Annotated in this window: 16 protein-coding genes; 10 read left to right on the top strand and 6 right to left on the bottom strand. The window is 64.9% G+C overall.

What is annotated here, in order from left to right; all coding sequences use genetic code 11:
• Nucleotides 1-31 precede the first annotated feature (31 nt).
• Nucleotides 32-1,579, bottom strand: a complete 1,548-nt coding sequence (locus AC0L3B_RS25035) for an acetolactate synthase large subunit (protein ID WP_377829251.1) — start codon at nt 1,577-1,579, stop codon at nt 32-34.
• Nucleotides 1,580-1,845: 266 nt separating this feature from the next.
• On the opposite strand from AC0L3B_RS25035, the gene AC0L3B_RS25030 reads away from it, so the two are divergent.
• Together AC0L3B_RS25030 and AC0L3B_RS25025 are read left to right on the top strand one after the other, a co-directional pair.
• Entirely contained in the window at nt 1,846-2,424 is a 579-nt protein-coding gene (locus AC0L3B_RS25030) for a L,D-transpeptidase (protein ID WP_007596474.1), read from the top strand.
• A 68-nt stretch (nt 2,425-2,492) separates the two neighbouring features.
• Nucleotides 2,493-3,308 carry a DUF2927 domain-containing protein gene (locus AC0L3B_RS25025; RefSeq protein WP_018453696.1) on the top strand — a complete coding sequence of 272 codons (816 nt, stop codon included), beginning with the start codon at nt 2,493-2,495 and terminating at the stop codon, nt 3,306-3,308.
• 37 nt (nt 3,309-3,345) lie between these two features.
• Here the strand turns inward: AC0L3B_RS25025 and AC0L3B_RS25020 are convergent, their stop codons facing one another.
• Together AC0L3B_RS25020 and AC0L3B_RS25015 are read right to left on the bottom strand one after the other, a co-directional pair.
• The gene (locus AC0L3B_RS25020; RefSeq protein ID WP_377829250.1) at nt 3,346-4,152 is read right to left on the bottom strand and encodes a class I SAM-dependent methyltransferase; all 807 of its coding nucleotides are present in this window, start codon (nt 4,150-4,152) and stop codon (nt 3,346-3,348) included.
• A gap of 104 nt (nt 4,153-4,256) precedes the next feature.
• Entirely contained in the window at nt 4,257-5,384 is a 1,128-nt protein-coding gene (locus AC0L3B_RS25015) for a threonine synthase (protein ID WP_377829249.1), read from the bottom strand.
• Between the two features lie 388 nt (nt 5,385-5,772).
• Here AC0L3B_RS25015 and AC0L3B_RS25010 point away from each other — a divergent pair, with 388 nt between their 5' ends.
• The 4 genes from AC0L3B_RS25010 (at nt 5,773) to AC0L3B_RS24995 (ending at nt 9,288) form a co-directional block, all read left to right on the top strand.
• A complete protein-coding gene (locus tag AC0L3B_RS25010) occupies nt 5,773-7,029 on the top strand; it encodes a GTP cyclohydrolase II (protein WP_007614497.1) in 1,257 nt (418 codons plus the stop codon).
• Between the two features lie 7 nt (nt 7,030-7,036).
• Entirely contained in the window at nt 7,037-8,275 is a 1,239-nt protein-coding gene (locus AC0L3B_RS25005; RefSeq protein ID WP_473381170.1) for a URC4/urg3 family protein, read from the top strand.
• A gap of 95 nt (nt 8,276-8,370) precedes the next feature.
• Entirely contained in the window at nt 8,371-9,000 is a 630-nt protein-coding gene (gene upp, locus AC0L3B_RS25000; protein ID WP_456653419.1) for a uracil phosphoribosyltransferase, read from the top strand.
• 78 nt (nt 9,001-9,078) lie between these two features.
• Nucleotides 9,079-9,288: a hypothetical protein gene (locus AC0L3B_RS24995; protein WP_026232575.1), complete on the top strand. Its 210-nt coding sequence runs from the start codon at nt 9,079-9,081 to the stop codon at nt 9,286-9,288.
• Between the two features lie 18 nt (nt 9,289-9,306).
• Here AC0L3B_RS24995 and AC0L3B_RS24990 read toward each other — a convergent pair whose 3' ends face one another.
• Both AC0L3B_RS24990 and AC0L3B_RS24985 read right to left on the bottom strand, forming a co-directional pair.
• Nucleotides 9,307-10,416, bottom strand: coding sequence for a M48 family metallopeptidase (locus AC0L3B_RS24990; protein ID WP_473381169.1), 1,110 nt, complete (start codon nt 10,414-10,416; stop codon nt 9,307-9,309).
• A gap of 3 nt (nt 10,417-10,419) precedes the next feature.
• Nucleotides 10,420-11,565: a YjgN family protein gene (locus AC0L3B_RS24985; protein WP_204514001.1), complete on the bottom strand. Its 1,146-nt coding sequence runs from the start codon at nt 11,563-11,565 to the stop codon at nt 10,420-10,422.
• Nucleotides 11,566-11,944: 379 nt separating this feature from the next.
• On the opposite strand from AC0L3B_RS24985, the gene AC0L3B_RS24980 reads away from it, so the two are divergent.
• Nucleotides 11,945-13,210, top strand: a complete 1,266-nt coding sequence (locus tag AC0L3B_RS24980; RefSeq protein ID WP_018453688.1) for a cytochrome P450 — start codon at nt 11,945-11,947, stop codon at nt 13,208-13,210.
• Nucleotides 13,211-13,303: 93 nt separating this feature from the next.
• Nucleotides 13,304-14,578, top strand: a complete 1,275-nt coding sequence (locus AC0L3B_RS24975) for a cytochrome P450 (protein WP_018453687.1) — start codon at nt 13,304-13,306, stop codon at nt 14,576-14,578.
• A 321-nt stretch (nt 14,579-14,899) separates the two neighbouring features.
• Here the strand turns inward: AC0L3B_RS24975 and AC0L3B_RS24970 are convergent, their stop codons facing one another.
• A complete protein-coding gene (locus tag AC0L3B_RS24970; protein WP_247489388.1) occupies nt 14,900-15,820 on the bottom strand; it encodes a LysR substrate-binding domain-containing protein in 921 nt (306 codons plus the stop codon).
• Nucleotides 15,821-15,944: 124 nt separating this feature from the next.
• On the opposite strand from AC0L3B_RS24970, the gene AC0L3B_RS24965 reads away from it, so the two are divergent.
• Together AC0L3B_RS24965 and AC0L3B_RS24960 are read left to right on the top strand one after the other, a co-directional pair.
• A complete protein-coding gene (locus tag AC0L3B_RS24965; RefSeq protein ID WP_473381168.1) occupies nt 15,945-17,114 on the top strand; it encodes an acyl-CoA dehydrogenase family protein in 1,170 nt (389 codons plus the stop codon).
• Nucleotides 17,115-17,124: 10 nt separating this feature from the next.
• On the top strand, nt 17,125-18,228 hold the full coding sequence (locus AC0L3B_RS24960; RefSeq protein WP_377829247.1) for a CaiB/BaiF CoA transferase family protein: 1,104 nt from the start codon (nt 17,125-17,127) through the stop codon (nt 18,226-18,228).
• Nucleotide 18,229 lies beyond the last annotated feature (1 nt).

The raw sequence follows: 18,229 nt of genomic DNA, 5'->3' as shown, positions 1-18,229 counted from the left end.
CCCCGGCCCTCGGCGCTCCTGATGCGGTGCCCTACATCTGGACTTCGATCAGCCGCGGTCCGGGCTCGGCGACGGCCTCGGCCAGCGCCTTGTTGAACTCGTCCGCGTTGGTGACGGCGCGGCCGGGCACGCCCATGCCCTTGGCCAGCGCCACGAAATCCAGCGTCGGCCGGTCGAGCCGCAGCATGTCGTTGGCGCGCTGGCCGGGCTCGCCGGCGCCGACATTGTCGAACTCGCCGCGCAGGATCTGGTAGATGCGATTGGCGAACACGATGGTGACGATATTGAGATTTTCTCTCGCCTGCGTCCACAGCGACTGGATCGTGTACATCGCGCTGCCGTCGCCGACCATGCAGATCACCTTGCGGTCCGGGCAGGCGATCGCGGCACCGATCGAGAGCGGCGTCGAGAAGCCGATCGAGCCGCCCATGTTCTGGAGCCAGTCGTGCGGAGCAGCCGCCGCTGTCGGCGGGAAGAAGGCGCGGCCGGTGGTGAGGGATTCGTCGACCAGGATCGCATTCTCCGGAATCGCATAGGCGATCGACTGGGCGATCGAGGCGTGGGTCAGTGCGCCGGTCGGCTTGAGCAGCTCAGCCGCGGCCTGCGGCTTGACGTCCTTCGCGCTGGCCTTCACCGCGCCGGCAAGGGCTTCGAGTGCAGCGACCGAATTCTCACCCCAGGAGGTCATGCGATGCACCTCGCAGCCCTCTGGCTTGAGGATGCTCGGCTTGTTCGGATAGGCAAAGAACGCCACGGGATCGTCGGACTCGACCAGCACGATATGGCGGAACCTGGCCAGCATCTGCAGCGCGTTGTCGATCACGTAATGGATGCGGTCGATCGAGAAGCGGCCGCGGCCGCGCGCCATCCTGGGACGGAAGGTCGGGCCCATCACGGTGCAACCGGTCTTGGCGGCGATGCGCTCGGCCAGCGCCAGGCCCTGCTCGCTCAGCGCACTGCCGGTCATCAGCAGCAGCGTGCCCTCGCCGTCGCCGTGCAGGATCTTTGCGGCCTGCTCGACCGCCTGCGGCGAATAGCTTGCTCGCTGCTGCTCGGCCGGAACCTCGGCGATGCCGTCCGCTTCGTTCCAGGCGGTGTCGGCGGGCAGGATCAGGGTCGCGATCTGCGGCGGCGCGCTCTTGGCGGCGGCAATCGCCGCGGCACCGTCGGCGGCGACCGATTTGGAGTCCGGCGAAGTGCGGACCCAGGACGACATCGGCCGGGCCAGGCCCTCGATGTCGGAGGTCAGCGGCGCGTTGTAGCCGATGTGGTAGACGGCGTGCTGGCCGACGATGTTGACGATGCCGGAATTCGCCTTCTTGGCGTTGTGCAGATTGGCAAGGCCGTTGGCGAGACCCGGACCGAGATGCAGCAGCGTCGAGGCCGGCGTGCCCTTCATGCGGAAATAGCCGTCGGCGGCGCCGGTCACCACGCCTTCGAACAGGCCGAGCACGCAACGCATGCCGGGCACGCGGTCGAGCGCTGCGACAAAATGCATCTCGGAGGTGCCGGGGTTGGAGAAGCAGACGTCGACCCCGCCCTTGACCATCGTCCGCACCAGACTTTCCGCACCGTTCATCCGTCAGCTCCCGCAACCGGCAATGTTCCAACAATCCATCCGATCAATCATTGTTCGCTCGTCTCGTCAAAGCAATAGCCGGCGTCGCCGCCCTGCCCCGCGCGGCGATGCGCTGGTTTGGCTAATACTTTCCGGCAAATTGGCGCGGTTGCCGGTTTGGTAACTCCAACCGTTAAGGATGCCCCGTCTCACGAGGCCGTGGCTTGCGGAAAGCCCGCAAATATGGCCTGTAACTTCAGTTGAATCGATTTTTTGCTGGGGGAACAATGATCCGGTATTTTGCCGCGCCGATTGCCGCCATCGCACTGCTGTCGGCGACCGCCGGCGGCGCCTTCGCCGAGGAGTTCGACTCGCGCGACATCATGGGCGGCGGCCCGAATTTCTTCCGCGGCGGCTCGAGCCCAGTTCCCCGCACCACCGTCATGTATAACGGCAACTACGCCCCGGGCACGATCGTGGTGAACACCTCGGAGCGCCGGCTCTATCTGGTGCTCCAGAACGGCCAGGCCCTGCGCTACGGCATCGGTGTCGGCCGCGACGGCTTCCGCTGGGGCGGCGTGCACCGGATCACCGCCAAGAAGGAATGGCCGGACTGGACGCCGCCGTCACAGATGCTGGCGCGCCGGCCGGACCTGCCGCGTCACATGAAGGGCGGCGTCGAAAATCCGCTCGGTGCGCGCGCGATGTATCTGGGCTCGACACTCTATCGCATCCACGGCTCCAACGAGCCGGAGACGATCGGCCAGGCGGTGTCCTCGGGCTGCTTCCGCATGACCAATGACGACGTCACCGACCTCTACGGCCGCGTCGGGGTCGGCACCACGGTGGTCGTGCTGAACAACTAGCAAGAATCGGCGGCGCGTGGATATGCGGCCTTGTGCGTCGGTTCCGAATACGGCAGCGTCGCCTGGCAATGAGCGCATTGGCCCCGTCTCCGTCCGGCTTTCGCATCGTGCTGCTGGCGCTCGCCACCGTCGCGTTCGCGCCTGACACCGCTACCATCGCCGTCGCGGGCGAATTGCCCGCGATCGCTTCGCGCCAGCGCGCCGAGAAGAAGAGCTTTACCGACGGCGAGATCGTCGACGGCTTTCTGAAGACGGCGTTCGGCGCCGAATACCACCTTGCCGGCCGTGTCGATCGCATCCGCAAGTTCGACGGACCGGTGCGCGTGTTCGCCGAGAGCGATCGCGCCGACCGCAAGGCGCAGCTCGCGAAAGTCGTAGCCGACATCGGCAAGCGCGTGCAGCATCTCGACATCGCCATGATCGACTCCAGCGAAGCGGCGAATGTGCGCGTGAAGCTCGTGCGCGACCGCGATCTGTTCCGCACCATCTCGAGCTTCTACGGTGCGGAGAAGGCCCGCGAGATCCGCACCTCGCTCGATCCGCAATGCCTGTCCGGCTTCCGCAAGAACGACAATTTCGAGATCGAGCATTCCGACGTCATCCTCACCGTCGACAACGGCGATTTCACCTTCCTCGACTGCGCCTATGAGGAGCTGCTGCAATCGCTCGGCCCGATCAACGACACCGCCAGCGTGCCCTGGACCATGTTCAACGACAACGTCTCGATGGGCTATTTCGACGTCTATGACCAGTACATCCTCAACCTGCTCTACGATCCCCGCATCAAGGCCGGCATGACCGTGGCTGAGGTCAAGGCGGCGCTGCCCGACGTGCTCACCGATGTACGCATTTGGGTGAGGCGCGTGAACGATCTGAAGGAGTGAGATCGCAAGGGGAGAAGGAAAGCACCGTGGCGCGGCTTTACGCCTTCTTCGCCTTCGACATCAAAAATTGCTGGCGCATCACGTTGTTGCTTCCGTCGTAATATTCGGAGATCAGCGCCTCGAACTCGCTGCGAAAACTCCGCAGCCTGTCCGGCTCGTCCTTGTACTGGGCGACGAGCTTGATCAAAGGCCCGATCGTCGTTTCCATGGTGCGGCGGAAATGCTGCGGGCTGAGTGCGGACGGCGTCATGATGTCCATCTCGAAGGCGATATCCTTCACTTTCCCCGCGAGACGTTCGGCGACGATCTTCGGATCGCCCCACGACACCGGTGAGGCCACGCCCTCGGGCGGCGGCAGATGGCGGCCGATCAGCGCGAACATCCGTCCGACATAGAGATGCGGCGGCCAGGTGGAGAAGGCGATGGTGCCGCCGGGCTTCAGCACGCGCAGCATCTCGCCGATGGCGACCTCGGGACGCGGCGCGAACATGTGGCCGAACTGGCTGAGCACCACGTCGAACTCGTTGTCGCCATAGGGCAGGCTTTCGGCGTCGCCTTCGGCGAAGTCGACATCGAGATTCGCCAGCTGCGCGTGCTCGCGGGCGCGCTCGAGCAGGACCGGCGACAGGTCGAGACCCCTGACCTTCGCACCGCGGCGCGCCGCCGTGATCGCGGCAACGCCGGTGCCGCATCCGACGTCGAGCAGCCTTTGGCCGGTCGCGACCCCGGCGAAGCTCACGAGCTTGGCGGCCGAGGGCGTGGTGAACACTTCCATCGGCGTGAACAGCGACCAGGCTTCCTTCTGGACTGCCTTGAAACCAGCAAACGGGTCTTGATCGGCCATGGAACTCTCCCTTCGCTCAATGTCAGTTTTTCATGAGGCTGACGACGGATGCCAAAGGTTCAACGCAAGCCCATGACGGCGACGGCTTCGCCTCCCTGGCGGTCCTATTGCACGAGATCGGCAACGATGGTCGCGGCCTTGAGGCCGGTGCCGGTGAGGACCGCGACCGTGGTCTCGGTCGCCTTGATGCTACCGGTGGCGGATAGTTTCTCCAGCGCGGCGGCAGCACTTGCGCTGGTCGGCTCGGCGAGCAGGCCCTGAAGCGCAAGACGCCGCAGCGCGGCGACGATCTCGTCCTCGGTGAGCGCGACAGTGCCGCCACCGCTCTCGCTTAACGCGCCGATGATCTCGCGCAGGCGCAGCGGATGCTTGATCGCGGTGCCTTCGGCGATGGTCTTGTTCACCTCGCGCGCGACAGGGGTGTCGACGCCGGCCTTGAAGCTTGCATCGATCGGCGAGCAGTTGAGCGGCTGCGCCGCGAACAGGCGCGGCAGCCTGGTGATCTGGCCGGCTTTCAACAGCTCACGGAAACCAAGGGCGCAACCCAAAAGGCTGCTGCCGGCGCCGACGGGCACGATGACGTTGTCGGGGACGCGGAAGCCGAGGTCTTCCCAGATCTCATAGGCGAGCGACTTGGTGCCTTCGAGGAAGAACGGTTGCCAATTGTGGCTGGCATAGAAGGTCTGGCTCGACTGCCGGATCGCCTCGGCCTCCGATTCCTCGCGCGGGCCCTCGACCAGCTGCACCGCCGCGCCATAGGCGCGGACCTGCGCGATCTTGGCCGGCGACGTCGACGCCGGCGCGAGAATCTTCACGCGCATGCCGCCGGCGGCGCCGAGACCCGCCATCGACGAGCCGCCATTGCCGGACGAGTCCTCCAGAATGGCGTCGACGCCGATCTGCCGCAGGAACGACAGCATCACGGCGGAGCCCCGGTCCTTGAAGCTGCCGGTCGGGTTGAACCATTCGAGCTTGAAGAACGGGCGCAGCTCGCCCCAGGCCTGCTGCACCAGCGGCGTGCAGCCTTCGCCGAGCGTGATCGGAGTCTTGATCTCGACCGGCAGCGCCGCCCGGTAGCGCCAGAGCGAACGCGTGCGCGGCTCGATCTCCTCCCGCGACATCCCTGCCCCGGGCGTCACCAGCAGCGGCGTGCGCTCGTCCGAGCACCAGCGCGGCTGGTCCAGCGGATAGAGCTTACCGTTGCGGGGGTCGATGTAGGCGGGGGCGGGCATGGCGGTCTCCAAGGAAGGCGATGCGGCAAAGGCGATCTGTACGTTTTGGTTTGATGACACGTTTTGTCCGGAAACTCGACGCCCGGCACGCCAACCGTGTGGCGCCTCTTGAAAACGTGAAAACCATAATTACTTCATCATCTTACTGCGGTGGCGGAGAGCTCCGCCAGTGCGGTAGCGTGGCACTCGGGCAAGCGCTGCCGGGTCGCACGATGACGGGAATTTGGCATCGAGCCGCCCTTCCCCGCGCAGCACGATTAACTTGTCTGTCGCGACTGCCCGCTACAATATGTTGGATTGAGCTCGCGCCGCCGGTGTTCCGCATCGGCAGCGCGACGAGCCAAGGCCCGTCCGAGCGGCGGGCCGTTGGCTTTTTAGGAGTTTGGTCATGAGCCGCGCGAACCGTACCGACCACATCCGCCTCACCTCCCATCCGGAGCCGGGCAGGACAGCCGCCTTCCCGATCCACTGGGGCGCCGCCGACGCACGCGCCCGCGGACCGATCATCGGCACGGTGTCGCGCGCTGGGGATCGCAACGTGATCGGCAGCCATGGCGGCTCCTATGCGATGTACCGCGCGCTCGCGGTGTCCGCCGGCGCGCTCGATCCGATCCGACGTCCCGACCTCACCAACACCTTTCCGGCCGCCACCATCGGGCCGTTCCCGCAATGGAGCGATCCCGCCAAGATCGTCGCACTCGATCCCTGGGGGCATCTCGTCGCCGAGAATTTCGGCAAGGACATCGCCGAGGGCATCGACATCAGGCCGAGCATCGCGGTGACGCGCGCGCGGCTCGACCTGCCGGAGATCCGCGAGGCGCTCGCCGCCAAGCGCCTGCGCGCCGACGGCGACGTCGTGCACGCCAATGGCAGCGTGTCGGTGGTGAAGATCGCGATCGATCCGGTCTGGTATCTGCCGGGCCTTGCGGAGCGCTTTGCGACCAACGAGACCGAGCTGCGGCGCACGCTGTTCGAGCAGACCGCCGGCATGTTCCCCGAGCTGGTGACCCGGCCGGACATGAAGGTGTTTCTGCCGCCGATCGGCGGCACCACCGTCTACATGTTCGGCGACGTCACCAAGCTGCCGGACCATCGCACCAAGATCACCTGCCGCGTGCATGACGAGTGCAACGGCTCCGACGTGTTCGGCTCCGATATCTGCACCTGCCGGCCCTACCTCATTCACGGCATCGAGGAATCCGCGCGCGGCGCGCAGGAGGGCGGACTCGGGCTCGTGATCTACAACCGCAAGGAAGGCCGCGCGCTCGGCGAGGTCACGAAATTCCTGGTCTACAATGCGCGCAAGCGCCAGGAGGACGGCGACGCGGCCGCCGCCTACTTCGAGCGCACCGAATGCGTCGCCGGCGTCCAGGATGCGCGCTTCCAGCAATTGATGCCCGACACCATCCACTGGCTCGGCCTGAAGCGCATCGATCGCTTCCTCTCGATGAGCGACATGAAGCACGACGCTTTGACCTCGCAGGGCATCGACATCGTCGAGCGCGTGCCGATCCCGCCCGAGCTCATTCCCGCCGACGCCTATGTCGAGATCGCCGCGAAGAAGGCCGCCGGCTATTACTCCACCGACATTGCGCCGGAGAAGGACGTCGACGGCGTGGTCGGGCGTTCGCTGGAAAAATACTGATCGATTGATGGCAGACGCTTTGGAATTGCAGGCCCGTTCGCTGCTTAGCGCAGCAGCGGTTCGCGCGCGTGCCGGCGAGATGTTTGGGATCGGTCTGAACGGCGGGCTGACGCATTTCACCATCGATCTCGATCGCATGGATGGCGTTGCCGACGCCGTTCTCGCCGTGACGCGCGAGGCCTATCCGACGCTGGAGATTCCGTTCCATGCGCGCTGGCGGCATTTCGTGCTTGATGGCGTCGACCGTTGGGCGCGGCTCGCGGATTCGGCGTCATGGCCCGACCGCGCGGCACGGGCGCGCGCGGAGTTCGACCTTGCCATCGTCAGCGTGCTGCTCGACGCCGGCGCGGGTGCGGCGTGGCGATACCGCGACGCGGTGACGGGACAGAGCATCGGCCGATCCGAGGGACTCGCGATTGCGAGCCTCGACATGTTCGCAAGCGGCCTTTTTTCCCACGATCCCCCCGCGCCCTTCAGGACCGATGCCGACGTGCTCGCGCGACTGCCACTCGCCGCGCTCACTTCGGCCTTTCAGGTGAGCGATGCCAATCCGCTGCTCGGGGTCGAGGGGCGGACCGATCTGCTGCGCCGCTTGGGCAAGCTGGTGGCGGAGCGGGCGGACGTGTTCGGCGCGCACGACACCCCGCGGCCGGGCGGTCTGTTCGATCACATCGCGGCGCAGGCGAAGGGCGGCGCGGTTCCCGCGCCCGCGATTCTCTCGGCGGTGCTGAATCAGCTCGGACCGATCTGGCCGTCGCGGCTGGAGCTTGCCGGGATTCCGCTCGGCGATTGCTGGCGCCACCCGGCGATCAAGGCCGATGACGCTACCGCGGGCCTCGTGCCCCTGCACAAGCTGTCGCAATGGCTGAGCTATTCGCTGATCGAGCCGCTGCAGCGCGCCGGCTTCGACGTAACCGACATCGACAGCCTGACCGGGCTTGCCGAATATCGCAATGGCGGGCTGTTCGTCGATCACGAGGTGCTGCGGCTGCGCGACGCCGCCGATGCCGAGCGCGCGCATGCGGTGGATTCCCTGCTCGTCGTCGAGTGGCGCGCGCTGACCGTGGCGCTGCTGGACCGGCTCGCCGAACTGGTCCGCGCCAAACTCGGGCGCACTCCTGAGACATTGCCGCTCGCCAGCATTCTCGAAGGCGGCACCTGGGCCGCGGGCCGCGCCATCGCCTTGGCGCGCCGGCCCGACGGTTCGCCGCCGCTCAAGGTGATCAGCGACGGCACGGTGTTCTAGTCTCTCGTTCGAGTTCGCGGAAACAGACCCCTCATCCGGCGCTTCGCGCCACCTTCTCCCACAAGGGGGAAGGGAGAAAGCAAGAGCATCCCGTCATGCAAGGCGTCACGATCGTCGATCATCCGTTGGTGCAGCACAAGCTGACCCTGGTGCGGGACAAATCGATCTCGACCAAATCGTTTCGAGAGCTGATCAAGGAGATCGGCATGCTGCTGTGCTACGAGGTGACGCGCGACCTGCCGCTCGCCGATACCGTTATCGAAACGCCGCTGGCGACGATGCATTCGGCCAAGATCGCGGGCAAGAAGCTGGTGTTCGTGCCGATGCTGCGCGCCGGCACCACTTTCGTCGACGGCATGATGGATTTGGTGCCGACCGCGCGCGTCGCCCATATTGGCCTCTACCGCGAGCCGCACAGCTTTGCCGCGGTCGAGTACTTCTTCAAATCGCCGTCCGATCTCAGCGAGCGCCTGGCGATCGTGGTGACGCCGGTGGTTGCGACCGCCAACACGACTGTGGCCGCAATCGACCGGCTGAAGGAGCGCGGCGCCAAGGATATTCGCCTCGCCTGTCTGATCGCCGCCCCAGAAGGGCTCGAACGGCTGCGCGGACTGCATCCCGACGTCCCGATCTGGACCGCCGCCGTGGACGAGGGTCTCGATGAGAACGGCTTTATCCTGCCGGGCCTCGGCGACGCCGGCGACCGCGCCTACGGGACGAGATAGGCGCCGGCTTGCAAACCGCGTCACGTTAGGAACAGGTTCGCTCGCGCAAGGTTTTCCTGCTCTACGATGGAGAGCACGATGACCTATCAGGATGACCGCAGGGCAGACAGAGCACGCCGCAACAGCCCGGTGGGCTGGGCGATCGGCGCGATCTTCGTGATCGCCGTGGTCGCTGCCGTCTTCTTCTACAATGGACGCGACGTCGGCCCGCAGACCACGACCTCCAATCCGAACAACGCGCCGAGCGTCACCACCGGATCGAATCCACCTGCTGCGCCCGCGAAGTGATGCGCTGAGGGCGGGCCGTCACACCTTGCCGCTGCCGCAGATCCCCTTCAGCGCCTGCCACTCCGCATCCGTGAGCAGCGGCGGGCCGCTGGCGGGGCGGTCTTCTTTCGTCATGCGCGCGAGGCGGTCCTCGGTCAGCGGATGGCTCGCCAGGATCGACGTGAGGCCGCCGCCTTCCTTGCCGGTGATGCGGAACATCAATTCGGCTGCAGGCTTAGGCGAACGGCCGAGCTTGTGCATGATCTCGATGGCAAACGTATCCGCAGCGGTCTCGGCCTCGCGCGAATAGGAAGCCTCAACCACGCCGCGCGAGGCGAAGATCACGGCGCTCGAGCCAGTGACGTCGCCGAACAACAGGCCGATCAGGAACGAGGTGCCGCCGTTGTAGATCAGGCCGCGCATGTTGTCGTAATGCTTGAGATGACCGAGCTCGTGGGCGAGGATGCCGGCGATCTCGTCGGCATTTTCGGCCTTGTCGAGCAGGCCCTTCAGCACGAACACCTTGCCGCCCGGCAGCGCGAACGCGTTCGGCACCGGGGTCGGCAGCACGCCCGCGGTCATGGAATCGTCGTCGAGGCCGGCGGCATCGCGCAGCCGATTGACGAGCTTGACGAAGGCCGCTTTCCCCGCCCCATCCTGGCACTCGCTGCGCCCGAAGATCGTCTTCACCTGAACCTCCGCCGCATCTCCAATGCGCCGCTCGATCGGTTTCGGCACCAGCGGCGCGAGGCGGTCGGCAGCGAGCGGCACGCCGAACAGCACGACGCAGACAATGGAGACGGCGGCAGCCATCGACCAGCCGACGATTTTTGCGACCCCGCGGCGCGAGGTCTGGTGCTCGTCGAGCCGCATGCAGCGCGCAGTCACGTCTGACGCGAGCAGAGCGTCGCGGATTTCCAGCCGGGCCAGCGGCGGAGCGGAAGCGCAGGCGAGCCGCAAGATGCCGGGCGGGCTATCGGCGCGGCGGATGTCGGCATAGGCCCACCGAACGGGCGTCGCACCCTCTTCGAGGATCTCGAGCGCGTCACCGAGCGTCAGCGCCACCTGGCGCCTGCGGCTCGACACGCCGTCGAAGAAGATCGTCGGCTTTGCGGATTGCGCCGGGACCTCTGTGGACAACTCACTCACAGCTCAGAATCCCGCGACATCGAGTCCATCGGCAAAGCCTTCGCCGAGCGCGCTGGCGAGCTCGGCGCTGCCGCGCACATCCGCCGCGGCTCCGATGTTGTGCACCTCGACAGTTTCCAGCACCTTGGCCCAGAGATCGCGCTGGAGATAGACCCGCATGACGATGTTGAGGGCGAGAGCGAGTGCGAAGTAGCCGATCACCATCATCACCAGCGTCGGGATGCTCTTGGCGGCATTGCCCGGCCCCAACGCCTGCTCGACCGAAAGACCGCTCAGCTTGACGACGAGCATGGTCGCTCCGCCGATATAGGCGGCGAAGATGGCCGAGAGCAGCATCCACCAGCCGATCACTTTCCAGTACAACGCGTAGAATGCGTTGTGCGGCAATTGCGAGGACAGGCTGACGTCGCCGATGCGGATACCGTCGAGCCACCAGCGCCACTCGCGCGCCTTGAACTCGGCATAGAAGAACGGCGCGAGCGGGAAGATCACCATCGCGATCGGGCTCAGCAGCCACAGCCACCAGCCGCGCTTGAAGAATGTCCAGCCGTCGCCTTCGAAATCGCCGCGTAAATCGCCGTAATGGGTGTGCCGCATCTTGTAGCGTTCGAGCGAGGCCTCGCGCCACGGCAATGCGAGCCCGAGCGTCAGGAACACGAGCAAGCCCCACAGCATGGCGCGGAACGAATAGGCCCAGCCCGATCCGTCCATCCAGAACCGCACGCCGCGCCAGACCGTGCGCGTCAGGCGATAGCGCCGCGCGCGAAAGATCGCAAACTGACCAAAGGCGTAGAAGCTGATGAACAGCGGCGTCGAGGCAAAGCCCTGCCAGCGTTCGAACTCGATACCGACAAGGAAGTAAGCGAGGTAGATCGGCACCAGGATCGCGAGCGCGAACAGGAAGCCGACCAGCAGCTCCTTGGCCCGCCCGGTATATTCGGCGGCGTCGCCATCAACCGCGGTGTTCGCCCACAGATGACGGCGGATGTCGGTGACGAGCCAGAACCGGTAGAAGCCGAAGGTGACGAGCTCGAGCAGGGCACCCTTGGTGACCAATTTGCGAAACTCGGTACGGATGCCGGTGAAATCGACCCGCGTGGGCGGCAGCGGCGGGGGTAAGGGTTCGGAGCCGATGGGGGCCCATTGCATGTCGTTCACGGCGGCAACCTCGGGGTGCGGACCTGGTTCGATCAAACTTATAGATCAGAGATTAGTCGATCCCCAAGATGGGCGGGTTCGATTTAGCTCGATTCCGGTCGATTTCTGGCACGATTCCACGGCCGAGGGCGTGCGCGAGATCACGTTGTTGGATCAATGGCCTCGTAGTCCGGATGGAGCGCAGCGCAATCCGGGACAGCGGCAGTGGCGGACCGAATCCCGGATTTCGCTCCGCTCCATCCGGGCTACATCACACCCATGTGGCAAAACTCGCCCTTGCTCCGGCGCAGACAACCGGCTGTAATTGCAAATCAAATACCGCAGCGCAGAATTCAACGAGAACGCGCGGTTGATGTCAGGGAGAGCGGTCATGCATGGGACCATCGAAAACGCGGCGAAGCTCGACGCGTTACGCGCACGCGCTACGTCACTGCCGCTGGAGCAGTTCGATCCGGGCGACCCAGAGCTGTTCAGGACCGATACGTTCTGGCCCTATTTCGATCGCCTGCGCCGCGAAGATCCCGTGCACTATTGCAAGGACTCGATGTTCGGGCCGTATTGGTCGGTGACGCGCTACAACGACATCATGGAGATCGAGACCAATCATTCGGTATTCTCCTCGGCCTCCTCGCTCGGCGGCATCACCATCCGCGACATCGATCCGGAACTGCGCCGCGAGAGCTTCATCTCGATGGACCCGCCGCGCCATGCGGCGCAGCGCAAGACCGTGGCGCCGATGTTCACGCCGACGCATCTGGACAATCTCGCGCTCAGCATCCGCCAGCGCTCGGCCGAGTGCCTGGACAATCTGCCCCGCGGCGAGGTGTTCGACTGGGTCGACCATGTCTCGATCGAGCTCACCACGCAGATGCTCGCGGTGCTGTTCGACTTTCCCTGGGAGGATCGCCGCAAGCTGACGCGCTGGTCGGACATCGCGACCACCATTCCCGGCCCCGACGGCCTCGTCGCCACCGAAGACGAGCGTCAGGCCGAGCTGACGGAATGCGCGGGCTATTTCACGCGACTGTGGAAGGAACGCATCGAACAGCCGCCGAAGAGCGACCTGTTGTCAATGATGGCGCATGGCGCCGCGACGCGCGACATGGACGCGAAGAACTTCCTCGGCAATCTCATCCTTCTGATCGTCGGCGGCAACGACACCACCCGCAACACCATGTCGGGCTCGCTCCACGCGCTGAGCCAGCACCCGGAGCAATATCGCAAGCTGCGCGAAAACCCAGCGCTTCTCGACAGCTTCGTGCCGGAAGTGATCCGCTGGCAGACGCCGCTGGCCCATATGCGGCGCACAGCGCTTGCGGACTTCGAGTTCCGCGGCAAGCAGATCAAGAAAGGTGACAAGGTCGTGATGTGGTACGTCTCGGGCAACCGCGACGCCGATGCGATCGAAAAGCCTTACGAATTCATCATTGACCGCGCGCGGCCGCGCACGCATCTCTCGTTCGGCTTCGGCATCCACCGCTGCGTCGGCTTGCGGCTTGCCGAACTCCAGCTCAAGATTATTTGGGAAGAGATCCTCAAGCGATTCGACCATATCGAGGTGGTCGGCGAACCCAAGCGGGTCTATTCGAGTTTCGTGAAGGGTCTTGAAACCTTGCCGGTGAAGATCGCGGCTTAGATTCGCAAAGATGAGTTCGACACGTCCACAAGGAAGCTGTGCCCCCTCTCCCGCACGCGGGAGAGGTTAAGCAAGCAACTGGAGCAAACCACCATGAACATCCAAGCGCCGGTTCAAGTGGACAAGGCCGAACGCATGCGCAGGGCGCGCGAGGAGGCCTATGCGACGCCGCTGGCGCAATTCCACCCGGGCGCGCCCAGGCTGTTCCAGGACGACACCCTGTGGCCGTGGTTCGAGCGGCTGCGCAAGGAAGAGCCGGTGCATTACTGCACCAATGCGCCGATCGAGCCGTATTGGTCGGTGGTGAAGTACAACGACATCATGCATGTCGACACCAATCACGGCCTGTTCTCCTCGGATTCAACGCTCGGTGGCATCGGGATCCGCGACGTGCCGGAAGGCTATGACTGGCCGAGCTTCATCGCCATGGACCAGCCGCGTCATTCGTCGCAGCGCAAGACGGTGTCGCCGATGTTCACGCCGACGCATCTGGACGAACTGGCGAAACTGATCCGCCAGCGCTCGCAGACCGTGCTCGACAATCTGCCGCGCAACGAGACCTTCAATTTCGTCGAGCGCGTCTCGATCGAGCTGACGACGCAGATGCTAGCCACCCTGTTCGACTTCCCCTGGGAAGAACGGCGCAAGCTGACGCGCTGGTCCGATGTCGCGACCGCGCTGCCCAAGAGCGGCATCGTGGCCTCGGCCGAAGAGCGCCGCCGCGAGATGGACGAATGCTACGCCTACATGTCCAAGCTCTGGAACGAGCGCGTCAACTCCGCGCCGCGCAACGACCTGCTGTCGCTGATGGCGCACAACGACGCCACGCGCTTCATGGACCCCGACAATCTCATGGGCAACATCATCCTGCTCATCGTCGGCGGCAACGACACCACGCGCAACACCATGACCGGCTCGGTGCTGGCATTGAACGAGAATCCGGAGCAGTACGACAGGCTGCGCGCCAACCCGGAACTGATCGATTCCATGGTGCCCGAAGTGATCCGCTGGCAGACCCCGCTCGCGCACATGCGGCGCACCGCGCTGCAGGACACTGAAGTCGGCGGCAAGCACATCAAGAAGGGCGACCGCGTCGTGATGTGGTACGTCTCCGGCAACCGCGACGAGGAGATGTTCGAGAAGCCGAACGAGTTCATCATCGACCGCCCGCGGCCGCGCACCCATCTCTCCTTCGGCTTCGGCATCCACCGCTGCGTCGGCATGCGCCTCGCCGAACTCCAGCTCAAGATCGTCTGGGAAGAGATGCTGAAGCGCTTCGACCGCATCGAGGTGGTCGGCGAGCCCAAGCGGATCTATTCGAGCTTCATCAAGGGATATGAGTCGCTGCCGGTGCGGATTCCGGGGTAGAGTGCTCGCTATACGGCAGGTGTTTCTCAACCTCAGCTGTCATGCTCCGCGACCCGGCTACGCCAAGGCTTCGCCGGGCTGAGGTCCAGGGGCGCCGAAGCTTTAGCGTAGGCGGCAAGCGGGGCATCCAGTATGCCGCGGCTTCTCGGCTCAAGCACTGCGGGCTCTGGAATACCGGATTTGCCCGCCTTCGCGGGCAATGACACCGAGGGTGGATTGAGAGCGGGCGACTCCACCCCAGCTATAAAATTCCGGCATGACAGCTCGTGCAACATGCGATGGGTCGCATACGGCCTTCTGTCCTAAACCGCACCGGCACATCTAACTCAACTTGATGTCCCACACGCCGTCCTTGCGGCAGGCGGCGACTTCCTCGCGCAGGAGGGCGGTGACGGCAACCGAGGCCGTCGAGACCGGACGGTCGATCGGAGAGGCGAATATGAGCTCGCGCGTCAACGGCTTCGAGACGACAGCCGTTTCCAGCCGCCCGTCCGCGACCTCGGCGTGGACGGACGAGGGCGGCAGCAGCGCGAAGCCGAGGCCTTCCTCGACGAGGCTCGTGAGCACGCGGAACGAATCCGCTTCGAGCTGGACGTTGAGCTTGATCTTGCGCTGGGCCGCCGCATGCTCGATCAGCGCACGGAGACCGTGGGAATGACTGGGCAGCACCAGCCGTTGCCGCAGCAGCCAGCCGACATCGACGCTCTTCTTGCGCGCGAGGCCACAACCGTGCGGACCCACCGCGACGATGTTGTCGCGCCCCAAGCTCTCCACGTTGAGATGCAGATCGGCGGAGCGGCCGTAGAGGATGGCGAGATCCATCTCGCCGCGATGCAGCCATTCGACGAGATGGCCGCTGTAGCTCTCGACGATGCGCAGCGAAATGCCGGGAAATTTTTCAACACAGCGCCGCGCGAAGCGCGCCGACAGCACGCAGCTCACTGTCGGGACCAGGCCGAGCACGACCTGGCCCGATGGCGGTCCCTTGGACGACTGGATGTCGTCGCGGATCTGGTCGATCTGCCGCACGATGCCGGAGGTGCGCGCCAGCAAGAGGCGGCCGGCATCCGTGAGCACCATGCCGCGGCCGTTGCGGGTGAACAATTCCGTGCGCAGCTCGTGTTCCAGGAGCTTGATCTGCCGGGAGAGCGCCGGCTGCGCCACGCGCAACGTGTCGGATGCCTTGGAGAGGCTGCCGAGTTCCGCCACGCAACTGAAGGTCCTGAGCTGACGGAAATCCATGCTTGCCAATCCTGGAAGGCTACTCCATACGCTATAGCAAATGAGCATAGGGGGCTGGCGTTGTTTTCACAACGCCAGAGGATCGGCCGGCGTTATCTTAACTGCCGCACATACGGGAAACCCCATGAGTGAAGAACACCAAACCGAAGATCACGCCGACATCCGCGAAGCCGTCGCAAAGCTGTGCGCGCAGTTTCCCGGCGAATACTGGCGCAAGCTCGACCGTGAGATGGACTACCCCAAGGCCTTCGTCGACGCGCTGACCGAGGCCGGTTATCTCTCGGTGCTGATCCCCGAGGAATATGGCGGCGCGGGCTTGAAGCTTTCAGCGGCCGCGGCGATCCTCGAAGAGATCCAGCGCGCGGGCTGCAACGGCGGCGGCTGCCACGCCCAGATGTACACGATGGGCACCGTGCTGCGGCACGGCAATGACGAGCAGAAGGCAAAATATCTGCCGAAGGTCGCGAGCGGCGAATTGCGGCTGCAGGCCTTCGGCGTCACCGAGCCGACCAGCGGCACCGACACCACTTCGCTGAAGACCTTTGCGCGCAAGGACGGCAATGCCGGTTACGTGGTCAACGGCCAGAAGATCTGGACCAGCCGCGCCGAACATTCCGACCTGATGCTCCTGCTGGCGCGGACCACGCCGAAGGACCAGGTCAAGAAGCGCACCGACGGCCTTTCGGTGTTCATCGTCGACATGCGCGAGGCCAAGAACAACGGCCTCGAGATTCGCCCGATCCGCACCATGATGAACCATGCCACCACCGAAGTGTTCTTTACCGACATGAAGGTGCCGGCGGAAAATCTGATCGGCGAAGAGGGCAAGGGCTTTCGCTACATCCTCTCCGGCATGAATGCCGAGCGCATTTTGATTGCTGCCGAATGCGTCGGCGACGCCAAATGGTTCATCGCCAAGGCCACCAGCTACGCCAAGGAGCGCAGCGTTTTCGGCCGGCCGATTGGCCAGAACCAAGGCATCCAGTTCCCGATCGCCAAGGCCTACGCCGCGATGCGCGCGGCCGAACTGATGGTGAAGGAAGCGACGCGCAAATACGAGGCCGGGCTCGACTGCGGCGCGGAGGCCAACATGGCCAAGATGCTCGCGGCCGATGCGTCCTGGGAAGCGGCGAATGCCTGCGTCCAGACCCATGGCGGCTTCGGCTTCGCCGAGGAGTACGACGTCGAGCGCAAATTCCGTGAGACGCGGCTCTATCAGGTCGCGCCGATCTCGACCAATCTCGTGCTGTCCTTCATCGCCGAGCACGTCCTCGGCATGCCCCGCTCGTACTGAGGCAGCCATCATGGGAGCACTTGACGGGATCAGGGTGATTGCGGTCGAGCAGGCGGTGGCGGCACCGTTCTGCTCGTCGCGGCTGGCGGATGCCGGCGCGGAAGTCATCAAGATCGAGCGGCCTGAAGGCGATTTCGCGCGTGGCTATGACGCGGCGGCCAAGGGCCAGAGCAGCTACTTCGTGTGGCTCAACCGCGGCAAGCAATCCGCGGTGGTCGATCTCGCCACCAAGGAAGGTTGCGCCGAACTGGAGCGACTGATCGCGAGCGCCGACGTGCTGATCCAGAACCTCAAGCCGGGCTCGATGGACAAGCTCGGCTTTTCGCGGGAGCGGCTCTTGAAGGATTATCCCAGGCTGATTTCGTGCACGATCACCGGCTATGGCGACGACGGCCCCTATGCGCACCGCAAGGCCTATGATCTCCTGATCCAGGCCGAGAGCGGCCTTGCCTCTATCACCGGCAATCCCGACGGCGCCTCGCGCGTCGGCATGTCCATCGTCGACGTCGCGACCGGCGCCACCGCGCATGCGGCGATCCTGGAGGCGCTGATCGGGCGCGGACGCACCGGCAAGGGCGCCGACATCCGCATCTCCATGTTCGACGTGATGGCGGACTGGTGCACCGTGCCGCTGCTCAATTCCGAAGCCGGTAATCCGCCCAAGCGCATGGGGCTGCGCCATCCCTCGATCGCACCCTATGGCGTGTTCACGTCCAGCGACGGCAAGGACATCCTGATCTCGATCCAGAGCGAGCGCGAATGGAAGACGCTTTGCGCAAAAGTGCTGGACCAGCCCGATCTGCCCGCCGATCCGCGCGTGGCCAATATGGTCGAGCGCGTGCGCAACCGCGACTTCACCGACAAGACGGTCGCAGATGCGTTCGGCAAGATGACGCGCGATGAGCTGCTGAAGCGGCTGTCCGACGCCGACATCGCCTTTGCCGAGGTCAACACCATGGCGGACCTCACCAAGCATCCGCATCTGCGCCGCATCGAGGTCGACACGCCGCAAGGACGCGTCAGCTATCCCGCGCCTGCGCCGATCATTGTCGGCGAGACGCGCAGCTATGGTGCTGTACCGGCGATCGGCGAACGACCGGCCAAGAAATCGTAAC

This window comes from Bradyrhizobium sp. Kon56 (genome assembly GCF_055807635.1).
This window is presented reverse-complemented; position numbering and strand designations above follow the sequence as displayed.